The following is an 18,500-nucleotide window of genomic DNA, read 5'->3' on the forward strand; positions in this document are numbered from 1 at the left end:
CGGGTCCGGTGTGCCGGCATCGGGGACGGGCGATGAGCATCAGCCGTCCAGCGGTGCTCGCTGCGCTCGACGAGGTCATCGACCCGTGCTCGAGCGCGATGGGCTCACCGATCGGGATACGGGCGATGGGACTGGCCCACGACGTGGCGATCGACGACCACACACGCAGCGTTCGGGTGGCGATGCGGCTCACCTCACCGTGCTGTGCATACGGGCCGACCATGGCCCGTGCCGCCGAAGAACGACTCGCAACGATCGACGGCGTCGACGTGGCGGTCGTGGAGATCGACCACGACGCTGTGTGGACGCCCTCCGAGATGCTTCCGTCGGCAGTGACCGAACTCTCCGTTCGGCGCCGACGTACCGAGACGCTGACCTCGATCGAACCGTACGACTGGACAGGCTGGAACGACGCCCGTCCCCTTCTCCGTGGCCGGGAGGCGACATGACCGAACAGACGACACCACCGGCTGCGAGCCGCTACGTGATGGTGGATGCGATCCGCACGCACTATTGGGAGGCAGGTCACGGCGACGGACCGCCGATCGTCCTGCTCCACGCCGGCGGTTATGGCGAGAACGCCTGGAACAGTTGGTCTCGGAACTTCGCCGCGCTCGGCGCGAATCGTCGGGTGATCGCACCGGACTGGCTCGGCTTCGGCAAGACCGACAAGCTGCGTGACTTCGGCAAGGGCAACGCTCGGATGATGGAACACATGGTTCGCTTCTTCGAGGTGATGGCGATCGACGAGGCCGACGTGATCGGGCTGTCGATGGGCGGCACCTTCCTGGTCAAAGCCATGGCCAGCGACGCCCCGTCGCCGTTCCCGGTCCGAAAGATGGTGCTGGTGTCCGGCGGTGGGTTCAGCCCGATGAACGAAGCGCGCCAGATCCTGCAGGAGTACGACGGATCCTTCGAGCAGATGCGCCGCCAGTTGCAGCAGGTGATCAACGCCCCGTTGTGGGAGGACGACGAGTTCGTCCGCCCCTACCACGAGGCCAGCCTCGAGCCGGGCCAGTGGGAATTCGTGTCCGCCCCGCGCCTGCGAGCGCCCTTCGCACCCGAGCGCGGCGACTTCGGCAACGTGGATGACACGCCGTACGAGAAGATCACCGTGCCGACGTTGCTGACCGCCGGCGCCCAGGACCAGCTGCGCGAGCCCGGCTACGCCGAGGCCATCGGTCAGAGGTTGCCCGACGGGGAAGCCGTCGTGTTCGATCCCTGCGGTCACTGCCCGAACGTGGAGCGCGCCGACGAGTGGAACGAACTCGTCGTCGAGTTCCTGGACCGCTCGTGACCGACGAGCGCGTCGTCCTGGCGCCGTCGACCATCATCGACGAAGCATTCGGAGTCGTGCCCGAAGGGTTTTCCCTTCGGGTGCTCGACGAGGGCGTTGCTCCCGGCACCGACGAACTGGCCGCCGAGGTGCTGGTGCTCGGTGCCGAACTCCGCCACCTCATGCCTCGACTCGCCGAGTTCGAGCGGCTCGAACTGGTCCAGACGCTGAACGCCGGGATCGAGATGATGCTGCCGCACATTCCGCCTGGCGTCACGCTGTGCAATGCGAGCGGTGTGCACGACATCCCGGTCGCCGAATGGGTGGTGGGCGTCCTCGTAGCGCTTCGGCGTGGCTTCCTCCAGTTCGCAGCAGCCCAGCGGGACGGACGGTGGGACACGGCGGGAAACGCACTGACCACGCCACCGGATCAGATCCCGTTCGTGGATCTCGATGGCGCCGATGTGCTCATCATCGGCCACGGCTCGATCGGTCGCCGGATCGAGCGGTTGCTGGATCCGTTCGGCGCCACGGTCACCGGTGTGGCGTTCCATCCCCGCCCTGGCGTGCACGGGCCCGACGACATCGACGATCTGTTGCCCCGATGTGACGCCGTCGTGCTGATGACCCCGTTGACCGACGAGACCCGTGGGCTGCTCGGTGCTGATCGGCTGAGTCTGCTGCGCGACGGCGCGGTCGTCATCAACGCGGCACGGGGCGCGGTGCTCGACCAGGAGGCACTCGAAGCGGAGCTGCGCTCGGGGCGCCTGGCCGCTGCGCTCGACGTGACCGACCCGGAGCCGCTTCCCGCGGGACACTCGCTGTGGTCGGCGCCGAACGTGATCATCACCCCGCATACGGCCGGCTCGTCACGTTCCTGGATGTACCGTGCCCACGCCTTTGCCGGCGAACAACTCCGTCGGTATGCGGCCGGCGACCCGTTGGACAACGTTCGCGCCGACTACTGAGGGCGCGAGCCGGCGTGCCGAAGCCGGGCGATTCGATGAGCCGGCGAGCGCCAGCGCCGCATCGATCGTCGACCGACTCGATCAAACGATCTCATGACGTTCGTCAGAAAAACAGCACATGGCTGTTGGAACGCGACTAAGGTTCGGCCGCCGGTCGACGGGACCGGCCTCGACCGACTCGACCCAGATAGCGGAGATACCAGATGAGTACCGACATCAAGATCGGCATCCACCTTCCCCACGGCGTCCCCGGCGTCGAGGGTGCCACGATCTTCCACTGGGCGAAGTTGGCCGAGCAGGCCGGGTTCTCCACCCTCGGGGTCGCAGACCGGCTCGTCTACGACACGGCCGACGCCGTGTTGTCACTCGCTGCGGCCGCCGCCGTCACCGAGCGCATCGAGTTGCTCGCCAACATCTTCATCGCCCCGATGCGAGCGCCGGCGGTGTTCGCGAAGGAAGCCGCCACGCTCAGCCGATTCGCACCCGGACGGTTCGCACTCGGCATCGCCGGTGGAGCTCGCCCCCAGGACTACACGGTCTCGGGAGTTCCGTGGGAGCGGCGTGGTGAACTGGTCGACGAGTGCCTCGATGCGCTCTTCGCTCTCAACACCCCGGAGAACCCGCCGCACTCGCTCGGCCCCGTCCCCGACCCGGGGATGCAGATCCTGGTCGGCGGTGCGTCCAAGCCGGCGCTTCGACGCATGGTCGAGCGCGGCCACGGCTACCTCGGTGGCGGCGTGAAGGCAGAGTTCATGAAGTACGAGGTCGACACGGTCAACGGCGCCTGGGCGGAGGCGGGCCGGGAGGGCGAACCTCGGATCACGGCCGGCACCTGGTTCGCCAGCGAGAAGCACGCCGCCGACGCCGCTCGCTGGCTCGACACGTACCTGGCCGAGGGCGGGCCACCGGAGTTCGTCCGCGCCGAGATCGCTGTCGGAGCCGAGGGGATCGAGCGTGCGATCGAGGAGTACGCGGCTGCCGGCGCCGGCGAGTTGGTCTTCTTCGGCTGTGTCGACGACGCGTCGGAATTGACGTGGCTGGCCGACACCGTCGCCGACCGCCTGGGCGCCTGAACGGACCGGCACCCGGCGGCGCGGCGGGCGGGTCAGTCGAAGAATGCGTCCCAGGCGTACTGGTCGTAGGCCAGATGATACGCCTCGACGAACTTGCCGTTCTCGATCGTGAAGATGACGGCTTCGTCCATCTCGAGGGTGCGCTCGCCTCGCCGTGCGGTGAGGTGCGCGAGGGCGACCGCATGGTGGTCGCTGCCCATGTAGTCGAACCCGATGGCGCTGTAGGTCCCGTCGGTGAGCTCGTGGCATTTGCCGAAGTTGGCGAAGACTTCTTCCATGCCCGTGTCGACGCCGGACACGACGCTGCTTCCGGGGAGCACCCAACGGATGTTGTCCCAGTCGAAGATCTCGCGGACGGTGTCCATGTCGCCGGTCTTGAACGCCTCGTGGGCCTGTCGGACCTTCGTGGCGTTGGGATGTTCCCCCGCAGGGGTGTCGGTGGAGGTGCTGGTGGTGTGAGCCATTCGACGAGAGTAATCGTCGAAAACGTGACGGTCGCAACGGAAACGTGAGAAACTGGAATGGAGCTATCGAGCGATGTGCAGGACGATGACATGACGACAGACCGCGTGGGTGGGTTCGCTGACGACGCCCACCCTTCACCGCACGATCGAGGATCATCGAGGGTCCACCGATCCTTCGTCGACCTCGCCGACGGGCAGATCCACGTGGTCACCGCTGGCGCACCCGAGGCAACGCCCGTGCTCCTCCTGCATCAGACGCCCCGGAGCTGGCGTGAGTTCGACGCGGTCATCCCGCTGCTCGCCGGACGCTTTCGGCCGATTGCCGTCGACACCCTGGGTTTCGGTGACTCCGACCGACCGACGGGCCGCGTGTCGATTGAACGGTGGGCCGGAGTCGTCGCTGACGTGATGGACCATCTCGGTATCGAACGGGTCCACGTGGTGGGTCATCACACCGGCGGCGTGATCGCGGTCGAGCTCGCCGCGCAGCGTCCCGACCTGGTCGCTCGACTCGTACTGTCGTCCACGCCATACACCCATGCCGAGTTCCGCCGCGAGCGCGCCGAGCGCCCACCGATCGACGAAGTTCGATTCAGCGACGACGGCGCTCATCTCGCAGCGCTGTGGAACCAGCGGGCGGGGTTCTATCCGGCCGATCGACCCGACCTCTTGCAGGCGTTCGTGATCGATGCGCTCAAGGTGTTCGACGACGTCGAGGGCGGACACACCGCCGTTGCGACGTATCGCATGGAAGATCGGATCCGACTGGTGGCCAGCCCGACCCTCGTGGTTCGCGCCACGGAGGATCCATTCGCGTTCGGGCACGGCATCGAGCTTCGCGATGCGCTCGTCGGGGCTGCGAGCGTCGACATGGTCGACATCGCCGGAGGCATGGTGCCGTTGCCCGATCAGTTGCCCGAGGAATTCGCCGGCGCGGTCATGTCGTTCCTCGACGGTCACGATCTCGACGACGGGAGCTCGGTATGAAAGCGGTTCGAATCACCGACTGGGGTGCGGCCCCGGTCGTGGAGGAGCTCGAAGATCCCCCGTCCGCCGCCGGGCGAACCGTCGTGCGCGTCGCCGCTGCCACGGTCGCCCACCTGGACCGCACGATCTGGTCGGGTGCGTTCCTCCGCCCGCCGGCACTGCCGTACACGCCGGGTGTCGAGGCGGCGGGCGTGGTCGTGTCGAGCGAGACCTTCGATGTGGGTGCACGTGTCTGGATCCGGGGCGGTGGACTGGGTGTCGCCTCCGACGGCACGTGGGCCGAGTACGTGTCCGCGCCCGACGAGGCACTCGGCGCGTTGCCGGACGACGTGTCCTTCGGGCTGGGGGCGGTGTTCTTCTCGCCGTGCACCTCGGCATGGATCGCGCTGCACGACATCGCAGCACTGGCCGCCGGCGAACTCGTCGTCGTCACCGGTGCGACCGGCGCGGTCGGAGCGGTTGCGTGTCAACTCGCCGTCGAGGCGGGTGCTGACGTGATCGCGACCGTCTCGCGACCCGAACGCCTCGACCTGCTGCCGCCGGGGGTGACCGGCGTGGTGGTCGACGGCGCAACCGAGTCGTGGGCCGAAGCGCTCGGCGACCGCGCGCCGGACCTGCTCGTCGATACCGTCGGCGGCCAGCCGCTCGCCACCATCTTGCCGACGGTGCGCTCCGGCGGGCGCGCCGTGCTGGTCGGTTACGTCGCCGGCACCACCCACGAGCTCGACCTGCCGGCGTTCATGCAGCGCAACGTCAGCCTCCACCCGCTGAACATGGTGCAGCGCGAGCCCGCTGGACGGGCGGTGGCGCCCGAGCTCCTCGCTCGTCTCGCCGACGGCCGATTGCATCTCGACGTGACCGAGTTCGGGCTCGATGCTGCAGGCGAGGCGCTCGCCTGGCTCGACGAGTCGGGGCACACGGGTCGAGCGGTGCTCGTCCCGACGACCGATTGACCACACCTCACCAAGAACGGAGACGACCGCCTCATGATCGATGACATCCACGTGTTCGACTGTGTGATCCATCTGCACGACATGTCCAACGACAACCTCGACCCGCGCCGGGCCGATGCCTGGTACGTGCGTGACATGCAGGTCGGTATGGGAGAGATGCTGCGCCCGCTGCATGGTGGTGACATGGACTACGCGACGGCGACGTCGGTGGAGGACATGTATCGCCTGGTGTTCGAGGAGTCACCGACCGACCTGGCGATGGCGCAGGTGGTGCCGGTGTTCGACTGGTACCCCGATTTCTGGGCCCCGGTCAAGTTGCAACATGCGATGGCCGAGGCGTACCCCGACCACGTCCTGTTCTGCGGCGGGGTCGACCCGGCGTTCCGAGGTGTGCAGTTCGCGCTCGAGGAGATCGAGCGACAGACGACCGAACTCGGGGCCGTGTCGTTCAAGTTCTACAACGGCCACCTGACCGACCCGTGGCGCTGCGACGACGAGGAGGTCGCCTATCCGCTCTACGAGAAGTGTCGCGAGATGGGCGTCAACGTCGTGCAGTTCCACAAGGGGGTCCCCTTCGGGACCGAGAACCTCGAGTGGGGACGGCCCAACGACCTCCAGGCGCCGTGCCGCGACTTTCCCGAGATGTCGTTCGTGATGCACCACCTCGCCATGCCGTACTTCGACGAGACGGTGGCGATCGCTGGTCGCTTTCCGAACATGTATCTGGCGTTGTCCGCCAACCTCACCTTCACCGCCATCGCACCCCGACAGGTGCAGTGGCAGATGGGAAACCTGCTCGCCAAGGTCGGTGTGGACAAGCTCATCTACGGCTCCGAAGCGGCGCTGGCCGGCCCGCCGGCGCCGTACATCCAGGCATTCCTCGACCTCGAGATTCCCGAGGACCTCTGCGATGGATGGGGCTTCCCACAGATCACCCGGGACGACAAGCGCAAGATCCTCGGCGAGAACTTCGCCCGCGTGATGGGGATCGACCTCGCCGCGACGGTCGCCGCTCGATGATCGACCGGGAAGCGCTCGACGACGCGATCGTGTGGATCAACACCCGGTTACGCAACCACGGTGGTGGCATCGAGCTGGTGGAGGTCGTCGACGACCCCGACGGTGGTCTGGCTGCCGGACGGGTGACCGTTCGCTTCGCCGGCATGTGCACCGGCTGCAACTGGAAGGCCATGACCTGGTTCGGCACCGTGAAGGACGCACTCGAGTCGGTTCCCGGCGTCGGCGTCGTCGAGGCACACGGGACTGCCGTGAGCGCTGCAGCAGAGGCGCGGGTGAGATCGATGCTCGACCGTTCACCCACGCCTCGCTGAGCGTGGTCGGTCGAGTCGACGACCCCGATCAGAGCATCGGCGCGATGAGGTCGCGTGTGGTCTCGATGTCGCGCCGCAGTTGAGCAGCGAGTGCGTCGGGGCCATCGAAGCGTCGCTGATCGCGAACCTTGTCGACGAAGCGCACGCGGACGTCCTGGCCGTACAGATCGCCGGAGAAGTCGAGCACGTGGGCTTCGAGCAGCGTCAGGCCGTCGGGGTAGAAGGTGGGGCGTCGGCCGAGCGAGATCGCTGTCGCCCGGGTAATGCCGTCGCCCGGCGTGATCAACCCGGCGTAGACCGCCTCGCGCGGAATGACGAACGACACCGGCATGGCGACGTTGGCGGTCGGGAAGCCGAGCGTGCGCCCTCGCTGGTCGCCGAGTTCGACCCGGCCCCGCATCTCGTGGTGACGCCCGAGTAGTTTCGCCGCTTCCGCCACGTCACCTCGGTCGAGCAGCGCAGCCACGTCGGCAGACGAGCAGCTGCGGTCGAGGTCGTTCCATTCGCGTTGGGCGTCATCGAGCGGGACGATCGCGAGGTCGCCTTCGGTCGCCACGTCGACGAGTTGCTGCCCGAACGCCTGGACCATCGGACCCTGGCCGGCCCCGGTCGTGGTGAGCACCGCACCGGCGCCCGTCGTGGTGAGCAAGACGTCACGGATGAACGCCGGCGCATGGCCAGACCAGTCGTCGACCGGGGCGTCGACCACCCACACGGTGTCGACGAGCCCGGTCTCCTCGATGAGATGGAGCCGTTGCTCGACGCTGGTCAGCTGACGTTCGTTGCGGTCGTCGTCGATCAGCACCAACCCGGTGGTGGTCCCTCGCTGGTCGGCAACCGTGCGGAGGTGCTCGAGCGCGGCTCGGTGGCCCCGATGCAGCCCGTCGTACCAGCCGACCGCGACGACGCCACCTTCCTCGAAGGGGCGTTGGAGCTCGACTCTGCGAACGTTCGCCACGGCTCAGACCTCGACGAGTTCGCCGTCGATGAACACCTCGTCGGTCGTATTGTCCACGATGACCGGGGTGTCGAAGAAGAGGATCTCGGGTGTCGCGCCGGTTTGGCGTTCGATCTCGGCGGTGGCCTGCGCGTAGAACGCCTCGGCGAGCGTCCGGTCGCTCCAGAGGTACACCCCGTACCCGGAGCGTTCCTCCCAGTTGAGGCAGATGTACTTGCGCAGGCAGCCTTCACGGCCCCGGTACCAGGCGATCGTCTCCTTGATCTCTTCGACCGCCTGCTCGCGGGTGAGTTCGGGTCGAAGCTGGAACTTCGAGAACACGGTGATCATGGGGCCTCCCCGGGTCGCTCGACGGTAGGTAGGTGCTGTCGAGTCTTGGTGTCGAGTTGTTGTCGAGTTTTCGTGTCGCTCGTCATCAGAATAACACAACGGTGGATCGTGCGACCTACGCCAACTCTCGAGCGAACACATCGGAGGGCACCGGTACCGCCAGCGATGTCGTGAATATCGGCGTCGCTGAACTCAGGTCCGGAGGATCTGGGCGACCTGACGTGCCCGAGCGACGACCTGGCCCGATGCGTCCCACAGAATTCCATCTTCGACGAGTCGGTCGCCGGCGAGGTCGTTGCAGGTGAACCGGGCGCGGATCCATCCAGCGACCGGCCGGCGTCGGACGTGGACCGTCAACTCGACCGTCGGAATCCAGCCGACCGGCTCGAGGTGGACGTAGGCGGCGGGTGGGAAGGCATCGGCGAACACCGGAAGGGCCAACGTGTCGGGAGCGCGTTCGTCCGTGAAGCGCACCCAGCCGCGGATCTCGGCAATCGGCTGAGAGCCGGCGACGGACGTGGCGGGATCGAGGCGCACGTCGATGCGCTTGTCCAGCGCCACGTCCACGCCGACCTCGAGCCCATGGCGTCCGACGCAGTCGTCGGGTGCGGGCAGTTCTGGCGCCGGTTCGGACAATCGATTCGGTCCGTCGACGCTCACGTCACCGAACGCCGCCACGCTGAGGACTCGGGTCACTCCGTGCTGGGAGAGCGAACCCGTCACGGCGGTGAGCGAGCGGCCACGCTTCTCGAGCCGGGCGGTCACGCCGGCCGGCTCGTCGGCGATCGCCGGCCGGAGGAAGTGGGTCGTGACCGACACGGGGTCGGGGCCTCCGGCGACCTGCCGCATCGCCCGCAGGACCGGGGCCGCTGCGTAGCCGCCGTTCGGGTTGGGTCCGATGTTCCACGCGGACGACAGTTCGGTGTTCCAGCACCCGTCGCCAGCGGGTTCGAGGTCGGTCTCCCGCTCGAAGTCGGCAACGCCGTTGAACACGTTCACCGCAGTGACCCGCCACGTCGACGGCCGCAGATGATCACTGTCGGCGGCTGGGGCGGAGCGATGTCCTCGGTGTCGTGATGGCGCTCCGCACCCGTTTCGGTCATCCCAGCACCATATCGTTTGCGTGACGATCGTAGGCGTGACGATATTCCGATCGAGTGATCGGTCGGCTGAGCGGACCGAGACGCTGGCCGGATGTCGCGACGCGGCGGGACAATGCCGCATCGAGAGGAGCACCCGATGACGACCGTCGACGAATCGACAGCATCTGCGAGTGACCGGCTGGACGCCGTGATGGCCCGACGGCGTCGCGGCGGCGATGCCAAGCGCAGCACCGGCCGAGCGGACTGGGCATCATGGCCGACGTATGACGCCGCAGATGCCGGGCTCCGGAACTACTGGTACCCGGTGGAATGGTCCGCCGAAGTGGGCCGCTCCCCGAGAGCCGTCCGAGTCTGCGGCGAAGATGTCATGCTGCAGCGCGACGGGGACGGCGCAGTGCACGCCCTGCGCGACCGGTGCCCGCATCGAGGTGTGCCGCTGTCGATGGGCAAGGAGGAGTTCCCGGGCACGGTGACGTGCCCCTATCACGCCTGGACCTTCCGACTGTCCGATGGTGAACTCGTCGCCGTCATCACCGACGGCCCCGACTCGCCGATGTGCGGCAAGGTGTCGGTGCAGAACTATCCCACCGCCGAGGCGGTCGGCCTGGTGTGGGTGTTCGTCGGCGACCGTGAGCCGCATCCGCTGACCGATCAGCTCCCGGAGGAACTGGTCGACCCGCCCAGTTACGCAGTGGGTGGTCGAATCGAGGACCGCCAAGGCGACTGGCGACTGTACGCCGAGAACGGCTTCGACGAAGGCCACGCCAAGTACCTCCACCGGACCTCCTACTGGCGGATCTTCAAGATGATGCCGACGTGGAACGTGGTCCACATCGAACGTCATGGACGCTGGATCTACCGCATCGAGGACGAGCGCCACTGGGACGCCGAGTTCCCCGGGCTCGGCCGATGGACGAACGACCGCTGGTGGAAGCTGAAGCCCAAGCAACAGCAGGGGAAGATGCTCGGCAACACCGGCGGGTCGGCGAACAATGACGCCTACATCGCCGGACAGGACTTTCCCGGGTTCGCCTCGCTGAGCGCACCCGGTGTGCTGCGGATCGCCTACCCCCAATTCATCCACTACGAGTTCTACGTTCCGATCGAGGAAGGTCGGACCAAGTACGTCGGCGTCATGGTGCAGTTCAAGTCCGGGCTCAAGAAGGCCGGCTTCTTCGCCAAATACCTCGGCGGCATTCGCTGGCTCTTCCACGGCAACTTCTCGGAGCAGGACGGCTGGATGGTTGAGGCAACCGACGCTCCCCCCGAGCGCCTGTACCGACCGGACATCTCGCTCATCGAGTGGCGTCGCCTGATCGAGGAAGGCAACCCGTTCGATCCCGACGGTGTACCGGTCTCGGTCGACGACAACGCCGCCGGTGGCGACGTCGACACCACGTCCGAAGGAGCGACCTGATGCCCGTCGACATCCAGCCGGAACCGGCCGGTCGCATGGTCGACGCCGCCGGCCTCGGCTACCACGTGATCGAGATGGGGGAGGCCGGCCCGCCGACGTTCTTCCTGCACGGAGGTGGCCCCGGCTGTACCGCGTGGACCGATTTCGGCCCCGTCGCACCGCTGTTCGCAGCCGATCGTCGCTGCTACCTGGTCGATCTACTGCAATACGGCAAGTCGGAGAAGTGCCTCATCAGCGGGCCGATGTTCGATTTCCACGCCAAGACGATCTGCGACCTGCTCGACGCGCTGGGGGTGGAGCGAGCCGACTTCGTGTGTAACTCGTGGGGTGGCACCATCGCACTCAACCTCGCCGCCAACTTTCCCGATCGGGTGCGCTCGCTGGTGATCACCGGGTCGATGCCGGTGTTCTACGGTCCGCTCGCACCGTTGCCGGAGGGTTCCAAGCGTGGTCGCCGGGCACGTGACCGCTATTTCGGCGGTGAAGGTCCGACCTGGCAGAAGATGCGCGACCTGATGGCCGATCTGGAGTGGTACGACCCCGACGAGATTCCCGACGCCACCGTCACCATGCGCTACGAGCAGTCGATCGACCCCGACGAGATGGAGTTGGCTGCCCGATCCGACAGCCCTCGCGGCGACTGGCAGGACATGACTGCCGAACTCGGACGAATCAGCTGCCCGGTGCTGTTCGCGTGGGGGATGTACGACGCGTTCCTCACTCCGGACTATCCGCTGATGCTCGCTCGCATGATCGAACACGGCCAGCTCTACGTGATGGACAAGGCGTCGCACCATCTCCAGGAGGAGCGACCCCAGCACTACCACAGCGTGGTCGCCGGCTTCCTGGGTCAGGAGGACCGCTGATGCGCCGCATGGTCGTCGTCATGATCCTCGTGGCGGTCGCTGCGTCGAAGTACGAGAAGCTCGTCCACGTGTTGACCCGCACCACCGGGACCTGGGTCGGTACTCCCCCGACTCGACCGCGATGACCGACGCCGCTACCAGGAGCGACATCGCCGACGCGATCGAGGCGGCTGAGGCACAGCTTCGACCCGAACGGCTGATCGAACTGTGCGCGGCGATGGTGGACATCGGCTCGCCGACCGGTCAGGAGGCCACGCTGGCGCGGGATCTCGCTGCCCGGCTCGGTTCGCTCGGGCTGACGTCGAAGGTACAGGACCTCGGCGGTGACATGGCGAACGCCATCGGTCGTCGACCCGGACGCGGCGACGGTTCGTCGCTGCTGTTGTATGCCCCGATCGACACGGTGTCGGTGGGTGACGAATCCGTCGATGTGCCCTGGATCGGTCCGGAACTGCGCGACGACATGACCCCCGGCGCGACCGTCGTCGACGGCATGGTGATCGGACTCGGCGCGCAGAATCCGAAGGGGCACGGCGCCTGCATCCTGGCTGCCGTCGAGGCGTTGACCGCCGCCGGAGTGGAACTCGCCGGCGATCTGGTCGTCGGCTTCGGTGCCGGCGGCATGCCGAACAACCGGTGGCGGCACGACCTGGCCGACGGCCATGGCGTCGGCTGCGCTCGGGTGGTCGCCGCTGCGCGCCCGGATGCCGCGGTGATCGCCAAGACTGGTTGGGCCGTGTCGTGGGAAGAGGTCGGGTTGACCTGGTTCGAAGTCGACGTGTCGGGCTCGCACACCTACGTCGGCAGCCGCCATCTGCTGCCCTATCGCAACGCCATCGCTGACGCCGGCGTGGTGATCGGTGAGCTCGAGCGCTGGTTCGAGACCTGGGCGGAGGAGCACCGCGACGGGCTCGTTGCACCCCAGGGCGTCGTGGCGGCGATCGAAGGCGGCTGGCCGCACACCGCAGCGTTCACCACGGCGTTGTGCCGGTTCTGGGTCGACCTACGCCTCAGCCCGCGAACGACTCCTGACGACGCGGCCGCTGCGTTCGGCGCAGAACTCGCCCGCATCGCGCAGCGTGTCGGCGCGGAGGTGTCATGGCGCCAGACGGTCGCCATCGCCGGTACGACCACGCCGCCCGACGAGGCGATCATCACCACGACGATCCGTGCGTGGGAGTCGTTGACAGGTCGCGTGCACGAGCCGATCGTCGGTCTGTCGGGTGCGACCGACGCCAACATCTTGCGCGCCGCCGGAGTCCCGACCGCCCGGGTCGGGCTGCCGAAAGTGGTGCGGCCGGACCGTGACGTCGACTTCCAGTTCGGGATGAACGCGGTCGACGTCGACGACATGATGCGACTCAGCCAGCTCCTCGTCCGCACCGCCATCGACTACTGCGAGGTGGCGGCGTGAGCGCCGCGGTGATCGGCATCGGCGGATCCCACACCACGTTGATGAACACCAAGTGGGACGAAGTGGATCATCTGGCGCGAGCCCACGACTTCCGCGACGCGCTCGGCGTGGCACGCGAGCGGATTTCGTCGGTCGAGGCGGATCTGGTCGTGATTCTCGGGTCGAACCACTTCCGCGGGTTCTGGCTCGACCTGATGCCGGCATTCACGGTGGGTGTGGACCAGGTGATCGCCGCCGGCGAACACGGCACCCCGTCGGGTCCTCAAGCGGTCGATCCGTCGGCGGCGTTGGCGATCTGCGAGGGGTTGCTGCGACGCGATCTCGACATGGCGTTCTCCTCGGAGTTGCACGTCGACCACGGCATCTCCCACGCCATCCAGTGGATCGTTCCCGACGGGCTGCCGGTGGTGCCGATCGTGATCAACTCCTTCGGCCCGCCGCTGCCCACGCTGTCGCGGTGCCTGACCCTCGGCGAGTCACTCGCCGGGGCGATCGCCGAGCTGGCCGGTGACCGTCGGGTGGCGGTCATCGCCACCGGCGGGCTCTCACACCAGATCCCGTTCCCCGACTGGCGGGCCCCGGTCGGGGACGACGAGGAGTTCCTCGCCCGGTCGTTCCGCGAAGGCCGCGGCCGCTGGGAGGAGTTCGAGGAACGACGTCGCCCGATCGTGGTCGGTGCCACACCGCGCCTGAGCGAGTCGTTCGACCATGACCTGCTCGCCCTGCTCGAAGCGGGTCGCTCGGCCGAGATCGCCGACCGCTACCCCGAACCCGACGACCTCGTGGCGGCGGCCGGCAACGGCGGCAACGAGATTCGTGCGTGGCTGGCCATGGCCGCCGCACTCGGCCACGGCCCCGGCGAGACGCTCTGCTACTCACCGATGCCCGAATGGCTGACTGGCATGGGCGTGGCCGTGGTCGCTCCCGGCTCGCCCACCCGTTGACCCATCTGTCCCGCACCCGCAAATCACACCCGAAAATCACACCCGAGAATCACAAAGGACTGCACCATGACGATCTGGACCGACCTCACCGGTATCCCCTTCAGCCTCGACGTCGTCGACGCCGGAGGAATACCGACCCGTGCGCTCGTCGCCGGACCGGCTGACGGACCTCCCGTGGTGTTCCTGCACGGAACCAGCGGCCATCTCGAGGCGTTCAGCCGCAACATCGTGCCGCACGTGCAGGCCGGGTTCCGCTGCCATGCGATCGACATGCTCGGTCACGGCTACACCGGCAAACCCGATTACCAGTACGAGATCCCCCGCTATGTCGACCACCTGGTCGCCTATCTCGACGCTCAGGACATCCAGAAGGCGCACTTCGTGGGTGAGTCACTCGGCGGTTGGGTGTCGGGCTGGTTGGCCAGTGAGCAGCCCGACCGGGTGGCGAGCCTGCAACTCGTCGCCGCGGGTGGCACCAAGGCCAACCCCGAGATCATGGACCGCATCAAGACCTCCACGACCAAGGCGGTCACCGAGGATGACATCGACCTGACCCGCAAGCGGCTGCACCTGTTGATGTTCGACGGTGAGAAGGACGTGAGCGAGGAACTCGTTCAGATCCGTCACGCGATCTACCACACGCCCGAATTCGTCGGCAATCTGCACAACCTGCTGTGCCTGCAGGAGATGGAGATTCGCCAGCGGAACCTGATGCAGCCGGAGCGACTCGCCCGGATCGAGGCGCCGACGATGGTCGTCTGGGGCAACGAGAACCCCTTCGGCGAGGTGCCGGAGGCCACGGCGATGCACGAGGCGATACCCGGGTCGCGACTCGAGCTGATGGGGCAGTGCGGGCATTGGCCCCAACACGAACAGTCCGAGCTGTTCAACCCGATGAGTATCGGCTTCATCTCCGAGCACGCCTGACCGCCGCGGCGGCGCAACGACGGTGTGCCGGGCGTGCGGTCGACGTCAGTCGGCGTTCTGCGCGGCCACCAGGTCGAGCGCCACGTCGGTGATCATGTCTTCCTGGCCACCGACCATCCGGCGCCGACCCAGTTCCATCAGGATCGTGCGGGTGTCAAGGCCGTAGGTCTCGGCGGCCTTCTCGGCGTGGCGGAGGAACGACGAGTACACACCGGCGAAGCCCAGGCTGAGCGTCTCTCGGTCCACACGGACGGGGCGATCCTGGAGCGGTCGAACCAGATCCTCGGCGGCGTCCATCAACGCGAAGACGTCGCAGCCGTGGTCCCAGCCTTCGATGTCGGCAACGGCGATGAAGACCTCGAGCGGGCAGTTGCCGGCCCCTGCGCCCATGCCGGCGAGTGACGCGTCCACCCGGGTGCATCCTTCCTCCACGGCGACCACCGAGTTGGCCACGCCGAAGCTGAGGTTGTGGTGGGCGTGGATCCCGATCTCCGTCGACTCGTCGAGCACGCTGCGGTAGGCCCGCATCCGGTCACGAACGTCGTTCATCGTGAGACGGCCTCCGGAGTCGGTCACGTACACGCAGTGGGCGCCGGCTCGTTCCATGCGCTTGGCCTGCTGGGCCAGCTCGGCGGGACCGGCCATGTGGCTCATCATCAGGAACCCGGCGACGTCCATTCCGAGGTCACGGGCCGTGGCGATGTGTTGGTCGGCGATGTCGGCTTCGGTGCAGTGTGTGGCGATCCGCACGGAGCCGACGCCGATCGCATGAGCTCGCTCGAGGTGCTCGATCGTTCCGATACCGGGGAGCAGCAATGTGGTCAGCACGCAGTCGGTCAGGACCGATGCGACTTCTTCGAGCCACTCCCAATCGGTGTGCGCCCCGAAGCCGTAGTTGAAGCTCGACCCTGCGAGCCCGTCGCCGTGAGCGACCTCGATCGCTGCCACGCCAGCCTGATCGATCGCCTTCGCGATGCTGCGCACGTGATCGATCGAATACTGGTGGCGAATGGCGTGCATGCCATCGCGCAGCGTGACGTCCTGGACGTAGATCTTGGTCGCGTCGTTCGTGGTGTCGCTCACCGTGCCGCCTCCTCGCTGCGCAGTGCCAGGCGCTCAGCGGTGCGAATGGCCGCCGAGGTCATGATGTCGAGGTTGCCGGCGTACGCAGGCAGGTAGTGCGCGGCACCCTCCACCTCGAGGAAGACCGACGCCTTCCAACCGGTGAACTTTCGGTCCAGGTCGGGGATACGGACCGGTGCGCCTTCATCGAGTCGTTCGAACTGCACCGCCTGCTTGAGCCGATAGCCGGGGACGTACTCCTGCACGGTGGCGACCATCTCGTGGATCGACGCCTCGATCGCCTCGGGCGCACCCGATTCCACGAGGGTGAAGACGGTGTTGCGCATGATGAGCGGAGGCTCCGCCGGGTTCAGCACGATGATCGCCTTGCCGAGCATCGCTCCGCCGACGCGTTCGAGCGCTGCTGCCGTGGTCTCGGTGAACTCGTCGATGTTCGCCCGGGTGCCGGGGCCTGCTGAACGCGAGGAGATCGACGACACGATCTCGGCATAGACGACGGGGCTCACGTTGTTGACCGCCGCGACGATCGGCACCGTTGCCTGGCCGCCGCAGGTCACCATGTTCAGGTTGGAGGCACCGATGTGCTGGTCGAGGTTGACGGAGGGGACGCAGTACGGGCCGATCGCCGCCGGCGTGAGGTCGAGAATCTGTTTGCCGGCCGCTTGCAGCACCTCGTCGTGGCGGTGATGGGCGCCGGCCGACGTGGCGTCGAAGACGAGTTCCACCTCGTCGAAGGAGTCCATCGAGACCATCGCATCGATGCCGCCAGCGGTCGTGTCCAGTCCCATGCGAGCAGCGCGCGCGAGGCCGTCGGACTCGGGGTCGATGCCGACCATGGCGATGATGTCGACCACGTCGGACGTGCGAGCCGACTTGATCATCAGGTCGGTACCGATGTTGCCGGAGCCGATGACGGCGGCCTTGATGCGTCGGCTCGTCGGCGAGGTGTCGTTGGTCGGTGGTGCCATCGGTGCTCCAGAGTCGTGGGTGGTGTGGGCGAACGGTTGCCGGTCGGGGGCGATCAATCCCGGTCGGGGATCTCGCCGATCGTGGCCGACACCGTGCCGAGGTCGCCGAGGTCTGCGAACAGTCGCTGTCCGGTGGAAACGGGGACCATCGGGCCGAGCGCCCCGGTCATCAGTACCTGGCCGGCGCGGATGGGCTCGCCGAGGCGACGCAGCGTGTCGGCGAGCCAGCGCGCCGCGTGCAGCGGATGGCCGAGGCAGGCTGCGCCGGTTCCCTCTGAGACCACCTCGTCGTCGAGTGTCATCGTCATGGACATGGTCCGCAGATCGACGTCGGCCAGCGGAACCGGACGGCCACCGACCACGTAGAGGCCGCAACTCGCGTTGTCGGCCACGGTGTCGGCGAGCGAGATGTTCCAGTCGGCGATCCGGCTGTCGACGATCTCGATCGCCGGCAACGCGTACGCGGTGGCGTTGATCACGTCGATCAGCGTCGGGTCGTCCAGGTCGAGGTCGGTACCCATGATCAGCGCGACCTCGGCCTCGGCTCTCGGTTGCATCAGACGCGAGCCGTCGAGCACGGTGCCGTCGCTCACCTCCATGTCGGCGAACAACACCCCGAAGTCGGGTTGGTCGACACCGAGCTGGCGTTGCACGGCCAGCGAGGTCAAGCCGATCTTGTGGCCACTGACGCGACGACCTGCGGCCACGCCAGCATCGCGGTTGATGCGCTGGACGGCGTAGGCGGCGCCGATGTCGTCGGTACCGATGAGGTCACGGACGGGTTCGCACGGTCGGCGCGTCGAGTCGGCGTCGGCCAGTCGTTTCGCGGCCTGTTCGACGGTTCCCGAACCCATCGCGACACCATGACAGTCCGACAGCCACGGCGGCGAGGGCTCTGGTCGACTGACCGGACCACGACGTACGGGTTCTGTTCCGTCGTGCGTCAGGCGGCGAGGTCTCCCGCAGTCACCATTCGGCGAGCTGTTCGAGGAGTTGGTGGAGTTCGTCGAGCCTGCCTGCTCCGAGACCGGCCTCGATCTCGTTGTAGACCCGTTCGGAGTGGGGGGCGACGTCGGCGACGACGGCGCGCCCGGCGTCGGTGATCGACACCTCCGTGCGGCGAGCATCGTCGTGGTCGGGACGGCGCTCCACCAGGCCTCGTCTGTCGAGAGTCGCCGCCATGCGTGAGAGGGACGGCCCGAGGAGGTGGGTTCGCTCGGCGAGTTCACCGATCGACGAGGGCCCGGAGGCCGTGAGCGCTCGCAACACGCGCCACTGTTGTTCGCTCAGGTCGTGCTCGGCGAGGAGCGGTCGGAACCGGGACATGATCGATTCGCGGGCGCGCATCAACGCCATCGGCAGTGACCGCTCGAAGCTGCGGAGCACGGCGGTCGCATCGTCACCGTCGGCCCGCTGGGTCGGGTCGCTCATCGGTCGT

General features: G+C 67.3%; 22 protein-coding genes. 14 read left to right on the top strand and 8 right to left on the bottom strand.

Going from position 1 to position 18,500, the window contains the following annotated elements:
* Positions 1–32 precede the first annotated feature (32 nt).
* The 4 genes from ACE37B_RS23640 (at position 33) to ACE37B_RS23655 (ending at position 3,317) form a co-directional block, all read left to right on the top strand.
* The gene (locus ACE37B_RS23640; protein ID WP_409925819.1) at positions 33–449 is read left to right on the top strand and encodes a metal-sulfur cluster assembly factor; all 417 of its coding nucleotides are present in this window, start codon (positions 33–35) and stop codon (positions 447–449) included.
* Positions 446–1,297: an alpha/beta fold hydrolase gene (locus ACE37B_RS23645; RefSeq protein ID WP_409925820.1), complete on the top strand. Its 852-nt coding sequence runs from the start codon at positions 446–448 to the stop codon at positions 1,295–1,297. Before ACE37B_RS23640 ends, ACE37B_RS23645 begins: the two co-directional genes overlap by 4 nt.
* The gene (locus ACE37B_RS23650) at positions 1,294–2,244 is read left to right on the top strand and encodes an NAD(P)-dependent oxidoreductase (RefSeq protein WP_409925821.1); all 951 of its coding nucleotides are present in this window, start codon (positions 1,294–1,296) and stop codon (positions 2,242–2,244) included. Before ACE37B_RS23645 ends, ACE37B_RS23650 begins: the two co-directional genes overlap by 4 nt.
* 203 nt (positions 2,245–2,447) lie before the next feature.
* Positions 2,448–3,317: an LLM class flavin-dependent oxidoreductase gene (locus ACE37B_RS23655; RefSeq protein WP_409925822.1), complete on the top strand. Its 870-nt coding sequence runs from the start codon at positions 2,448–2,450 to the stop codon at positions 3,315–3,317.
* A 32-nt stretch (positions 3,318–3,349) separates the two neighbouring features.
* On the opposite strand, the gene ACE37B_RS23660 is transcribed toward ACE37B_RS23655, so the two are convergent.
* Positions 3,350–3,781, bottom strand: a complete 432-nt coding sequence (locus ACE37B_RS23660; protein WP_409925823.1) for a nuclear transport factor 2 family protein — start codon at positions 3,779–3,781, stop codon at positions 3,350–3,352.
* Between the two features lie 90 nt (positions 3,782–3,871).
* On the opposite strand from ACE37B_RS23660, the gene ACE37B_RS23665 reads away from it, so the two are divergent.
* Genes ACE37B_RS23665 through ACE37B_RS23680 form a run of 4 tightly spaced genes read left to right on the top strand, consistent with a single transcriptional unit; the run spans position 3,872 to position 7,052 of the window.
* On the top strand, positions 3,872–4,768 hold the full coding sequence (locus tag ACE37B_RS23665; RefSeq protein WP_409925824.1) for an alpha/beta fold hydrolase: 897 nt from the start codon (positions 3,872–3,874) through the stop codon (positions 4,766–4,768).
* Positions 4,765–5,721, top strand: coding sequence for a zinc-binding alcohol dehydrogenase family protein (locus ACE37B_RS23670; protein WP_409925825.1), 957 nt, complete (start codon positions 4,765–4,767; stop codon positions 5,719–5,721). Before ACE37B_RS23665 ends, ACE37B_RS23670 begins: the two co-directional genes overlap by 4 nt.
* Positions 5,722–5,754: 33 nt before the next feature.
* Entirely contained in the window at positions 5,755–6,741 is a 987-nt protein-coding gene (locus tag ACE37B_RS23675) for an amidohydrolase family protein (RefSeq protein ID WP_409925826.1), read from the top strand.
* Positions 6,738–7,052 carry a NifU family protein gene (locus tag ACE37B_RS23680; RefSeq protein WP_409925827.1) on the top strand — a complete coding sequence of 105 codons (315 nt, stop codon included), beginning with the start codon at positions 6,738–6,740 and terminating at the stop codon, positions 7,050–7,052. The genes ACE37B_RS23675 and ACE37B_RS23680 overlap by 4 nt, the downstream gene beginning before the upstream one ends.
* Positions 7,053–7,080: 28 nt before the next feature.
* Here the strand turns inward: ACE37B_RS23680 and ACE37B_RS23685 are convergent, their stop codons facing one another.
* The 3 genes from ACE37B_RS23685 to ACE37B_RS23695 all read right to left on the bottom strand — a co-directional run bounded on the left by ACE37B_RS23685 (position 7,081) and on the right by ACE37B_RS23695 (position 9,339).
* Positions 7,081–8,010 (bottom strand): riboflavin kinase, encoded by a 930-nt coding sequence (locus tag ACE37B_RS23685; RefSeq protein WP_409925828.1) that lies wholly within the window; start codon positions 8,008–8,010, stop codon positions 7,081–7,083.
* Positions 8,011–8,013: 3 nt separating this feature from the next.
* The gene (locus ACE37B_RS23690; protein ID WP_409925829.1) at positions 8,014–8,340 is read right to left on the bottom strand and encodes a monooxygenase; all 327 of its coding nucleotides are present in this window, start codon (positions 8,338–8,340) and stop codon (positions 8,014–8,016) included.
* 192 nt (positions 8,341–8,532) lie between these two features.
* Positions 8,533–9,339, bottom strand: a complete 807-nt coding sequence (locus ACE37B_RS23695; RefSeq protein ID WP_409925830.1) for a thioesterase family protein — start codon at positions 9,337–9,339, stop codon at positions 8,533–8,535.
* 240 nt (positions 9,340–9,579) lie between these two features.
* Here ACE37B_RS23695 and ACE37B_RS23700 point away from each other — a divergent pair, with 240 nt between their 5' ends.
* From ACE37B_RS23700 to ACE37B_RS23725, 6 genes are all read left to right on the top strand, one after another.
* Positions 9,580–10,860 (top strand): Rieske 2Fe-2S domain-containing protein, encoded by a 1,281-nt coding sequence (locus ACE37B_RS23700; protein ID WP_409925831.1) that lies wholly within the window; start codon positions 9,580–9,582, stop codon positions 10,858–10,860.
* Positions 10,861–10,895: 35 nt separating this feature from the next.
* Positions 10,896–11,726 carry an alpha/beta fold hydrolase gene (locus ACE37B_RS23705; RefSeq protein WP_409925931.1) on the top strand — a complete coding sequence of 277 codons (831 nt, stop codon included), beginning with the start codon at positions 10,896–10,898 and terminating at the stop codon, positions 11,724–11,726.
* Positions 11,726–11,851 carry a hypothetical protein gene (locus tag ACE37B_RS23710; protein WP_409925832.1) on the top strand — a complete coding sequence of 42 codons (126 nt, stop codon included), beginning with the start codon at positions 11,726–11,728 and terminating at the stop codon, positions 11,849–11,851. Before ACE37B_RS23705 ends, ACE37B_RS23710 begins: the two co-directional genes overlap by 1 nt.
* Positions 11,848–13,140 carry a M20 family metallopeptidase gene (locus ACE37B_RS23715; RefSeq protein ID WP_409925833.1) on the top strand — a complete coding sequence of 431 codons (1,293 nt, stop codon included), beginning with the start codon at positions 11,848–11,850 and terminating at the stop codon, positions 13,138–13,140. The genes ACE37B_RS23710 and ACE37B_RS23715 overlap by 4 nt, the downstream gene beginning before the upstream one ends.
* Positions 13,137–14,084: a catechol 1,2-dioxygenase gene (locus ACE37B_RS23720; protein WP_409925834.1), complete on the top strand. Its 948-nt coding sequence runs from the start codon at positions 13,137–13,139 to the stop codon at positions 14,082–14,084. Before ACE37B_RS23715 ends, ACE37B_RS23720 begins: the two co-directional genes overlap by 4 nt.
* Before the next feature lie 66 nt (positions 14,085–14,150).
* Positions 14,151–15,011, top strand: coding sequence for an alpha/beta fold hydrolase (locus ACE37B_RS23725; RefSeq protein ID WP_409925835.1), 861 nt, complete (start codon positions 14,151–14,153; stop codon positions 15,009–15,011).
* A gap of 45 nt (positions 15,012–15,056) precedes the next feature.
* Here the strand turns inward: ACE37B_RS23725 and dmpG are convergent, their stop codons facing one another.
* The 4 genes from dmpG to hpaR all read right to left on the bottom strand — a co-directional run bounded on the left by dmpG (position 15,057) and on the right by hpaR (position 18,493).
* The gene (gene dmpG, locus ACE37B_RS23730) at positions 15,057–16,094 is read right to left on the bottom strand and encodes a 4-hydroxy-2-oxovalerate aldolase (protein WP_409925836.1); all 1,038 of its coding nucleotides are present in this window, start codon (positions 16,092–16,094) and stop codon (positions 15,057–15,059) included.
* Positions 16,091–17,062 (bottom strand): acetaldehyde dehydrogenase (acetylating), encoded by a 972-nt coding sequence (locus ACE37B_RS23735; RefSeq protein WP_409925837.1) that lies wholly within the window; start codon positions 17,060–17,062, stop codon positions 16,091–16,093. The genes dmpG and ACE37B_RS23735 overlap by 4 nt, the downstream gene beginning before the upstream one ends.
* Positions 17,063–17,115: 53 nt before the next feature.
* Complete coding sequence (locus tag ACE37B_RS23740) at positions 17,116–17,916, bottom strand: 2-keto-4-pentenoate hydratase (RefSeq protein WP_409925838.1); 801 nt, start codon at positions 17,914–17,916, stop codon at positions 17,116–17,118.
* A 112-nt stretch (positions 17,917–18,028) separates the two neighbouring features.
* A complete protein-coding gene (hpaR, locus tag ACE37B_RS23745; protein WP_409925839.1) occupies positions 18,029–18,493 on the bottom strand; it encodes a homoprotocatechuate degradation operon regulator HpaR in 465 nt (154 codons plus the stop codon).
* Between the last annotated feature and the right edge of the window lie 7 nt (positions 18,494–18,500).

Origin of the sequence: Ilumatobacter sp., assembly GCF_046290335.1 — a bacterium.
In the GTDB taxonomy this organism is placed as follows: domain Bacteria; phylum Actinomycetota; class Acidimicrobiia; order Acidimicrobiales; family Ilumatobacteraceae; genus Ilumatobacter_A.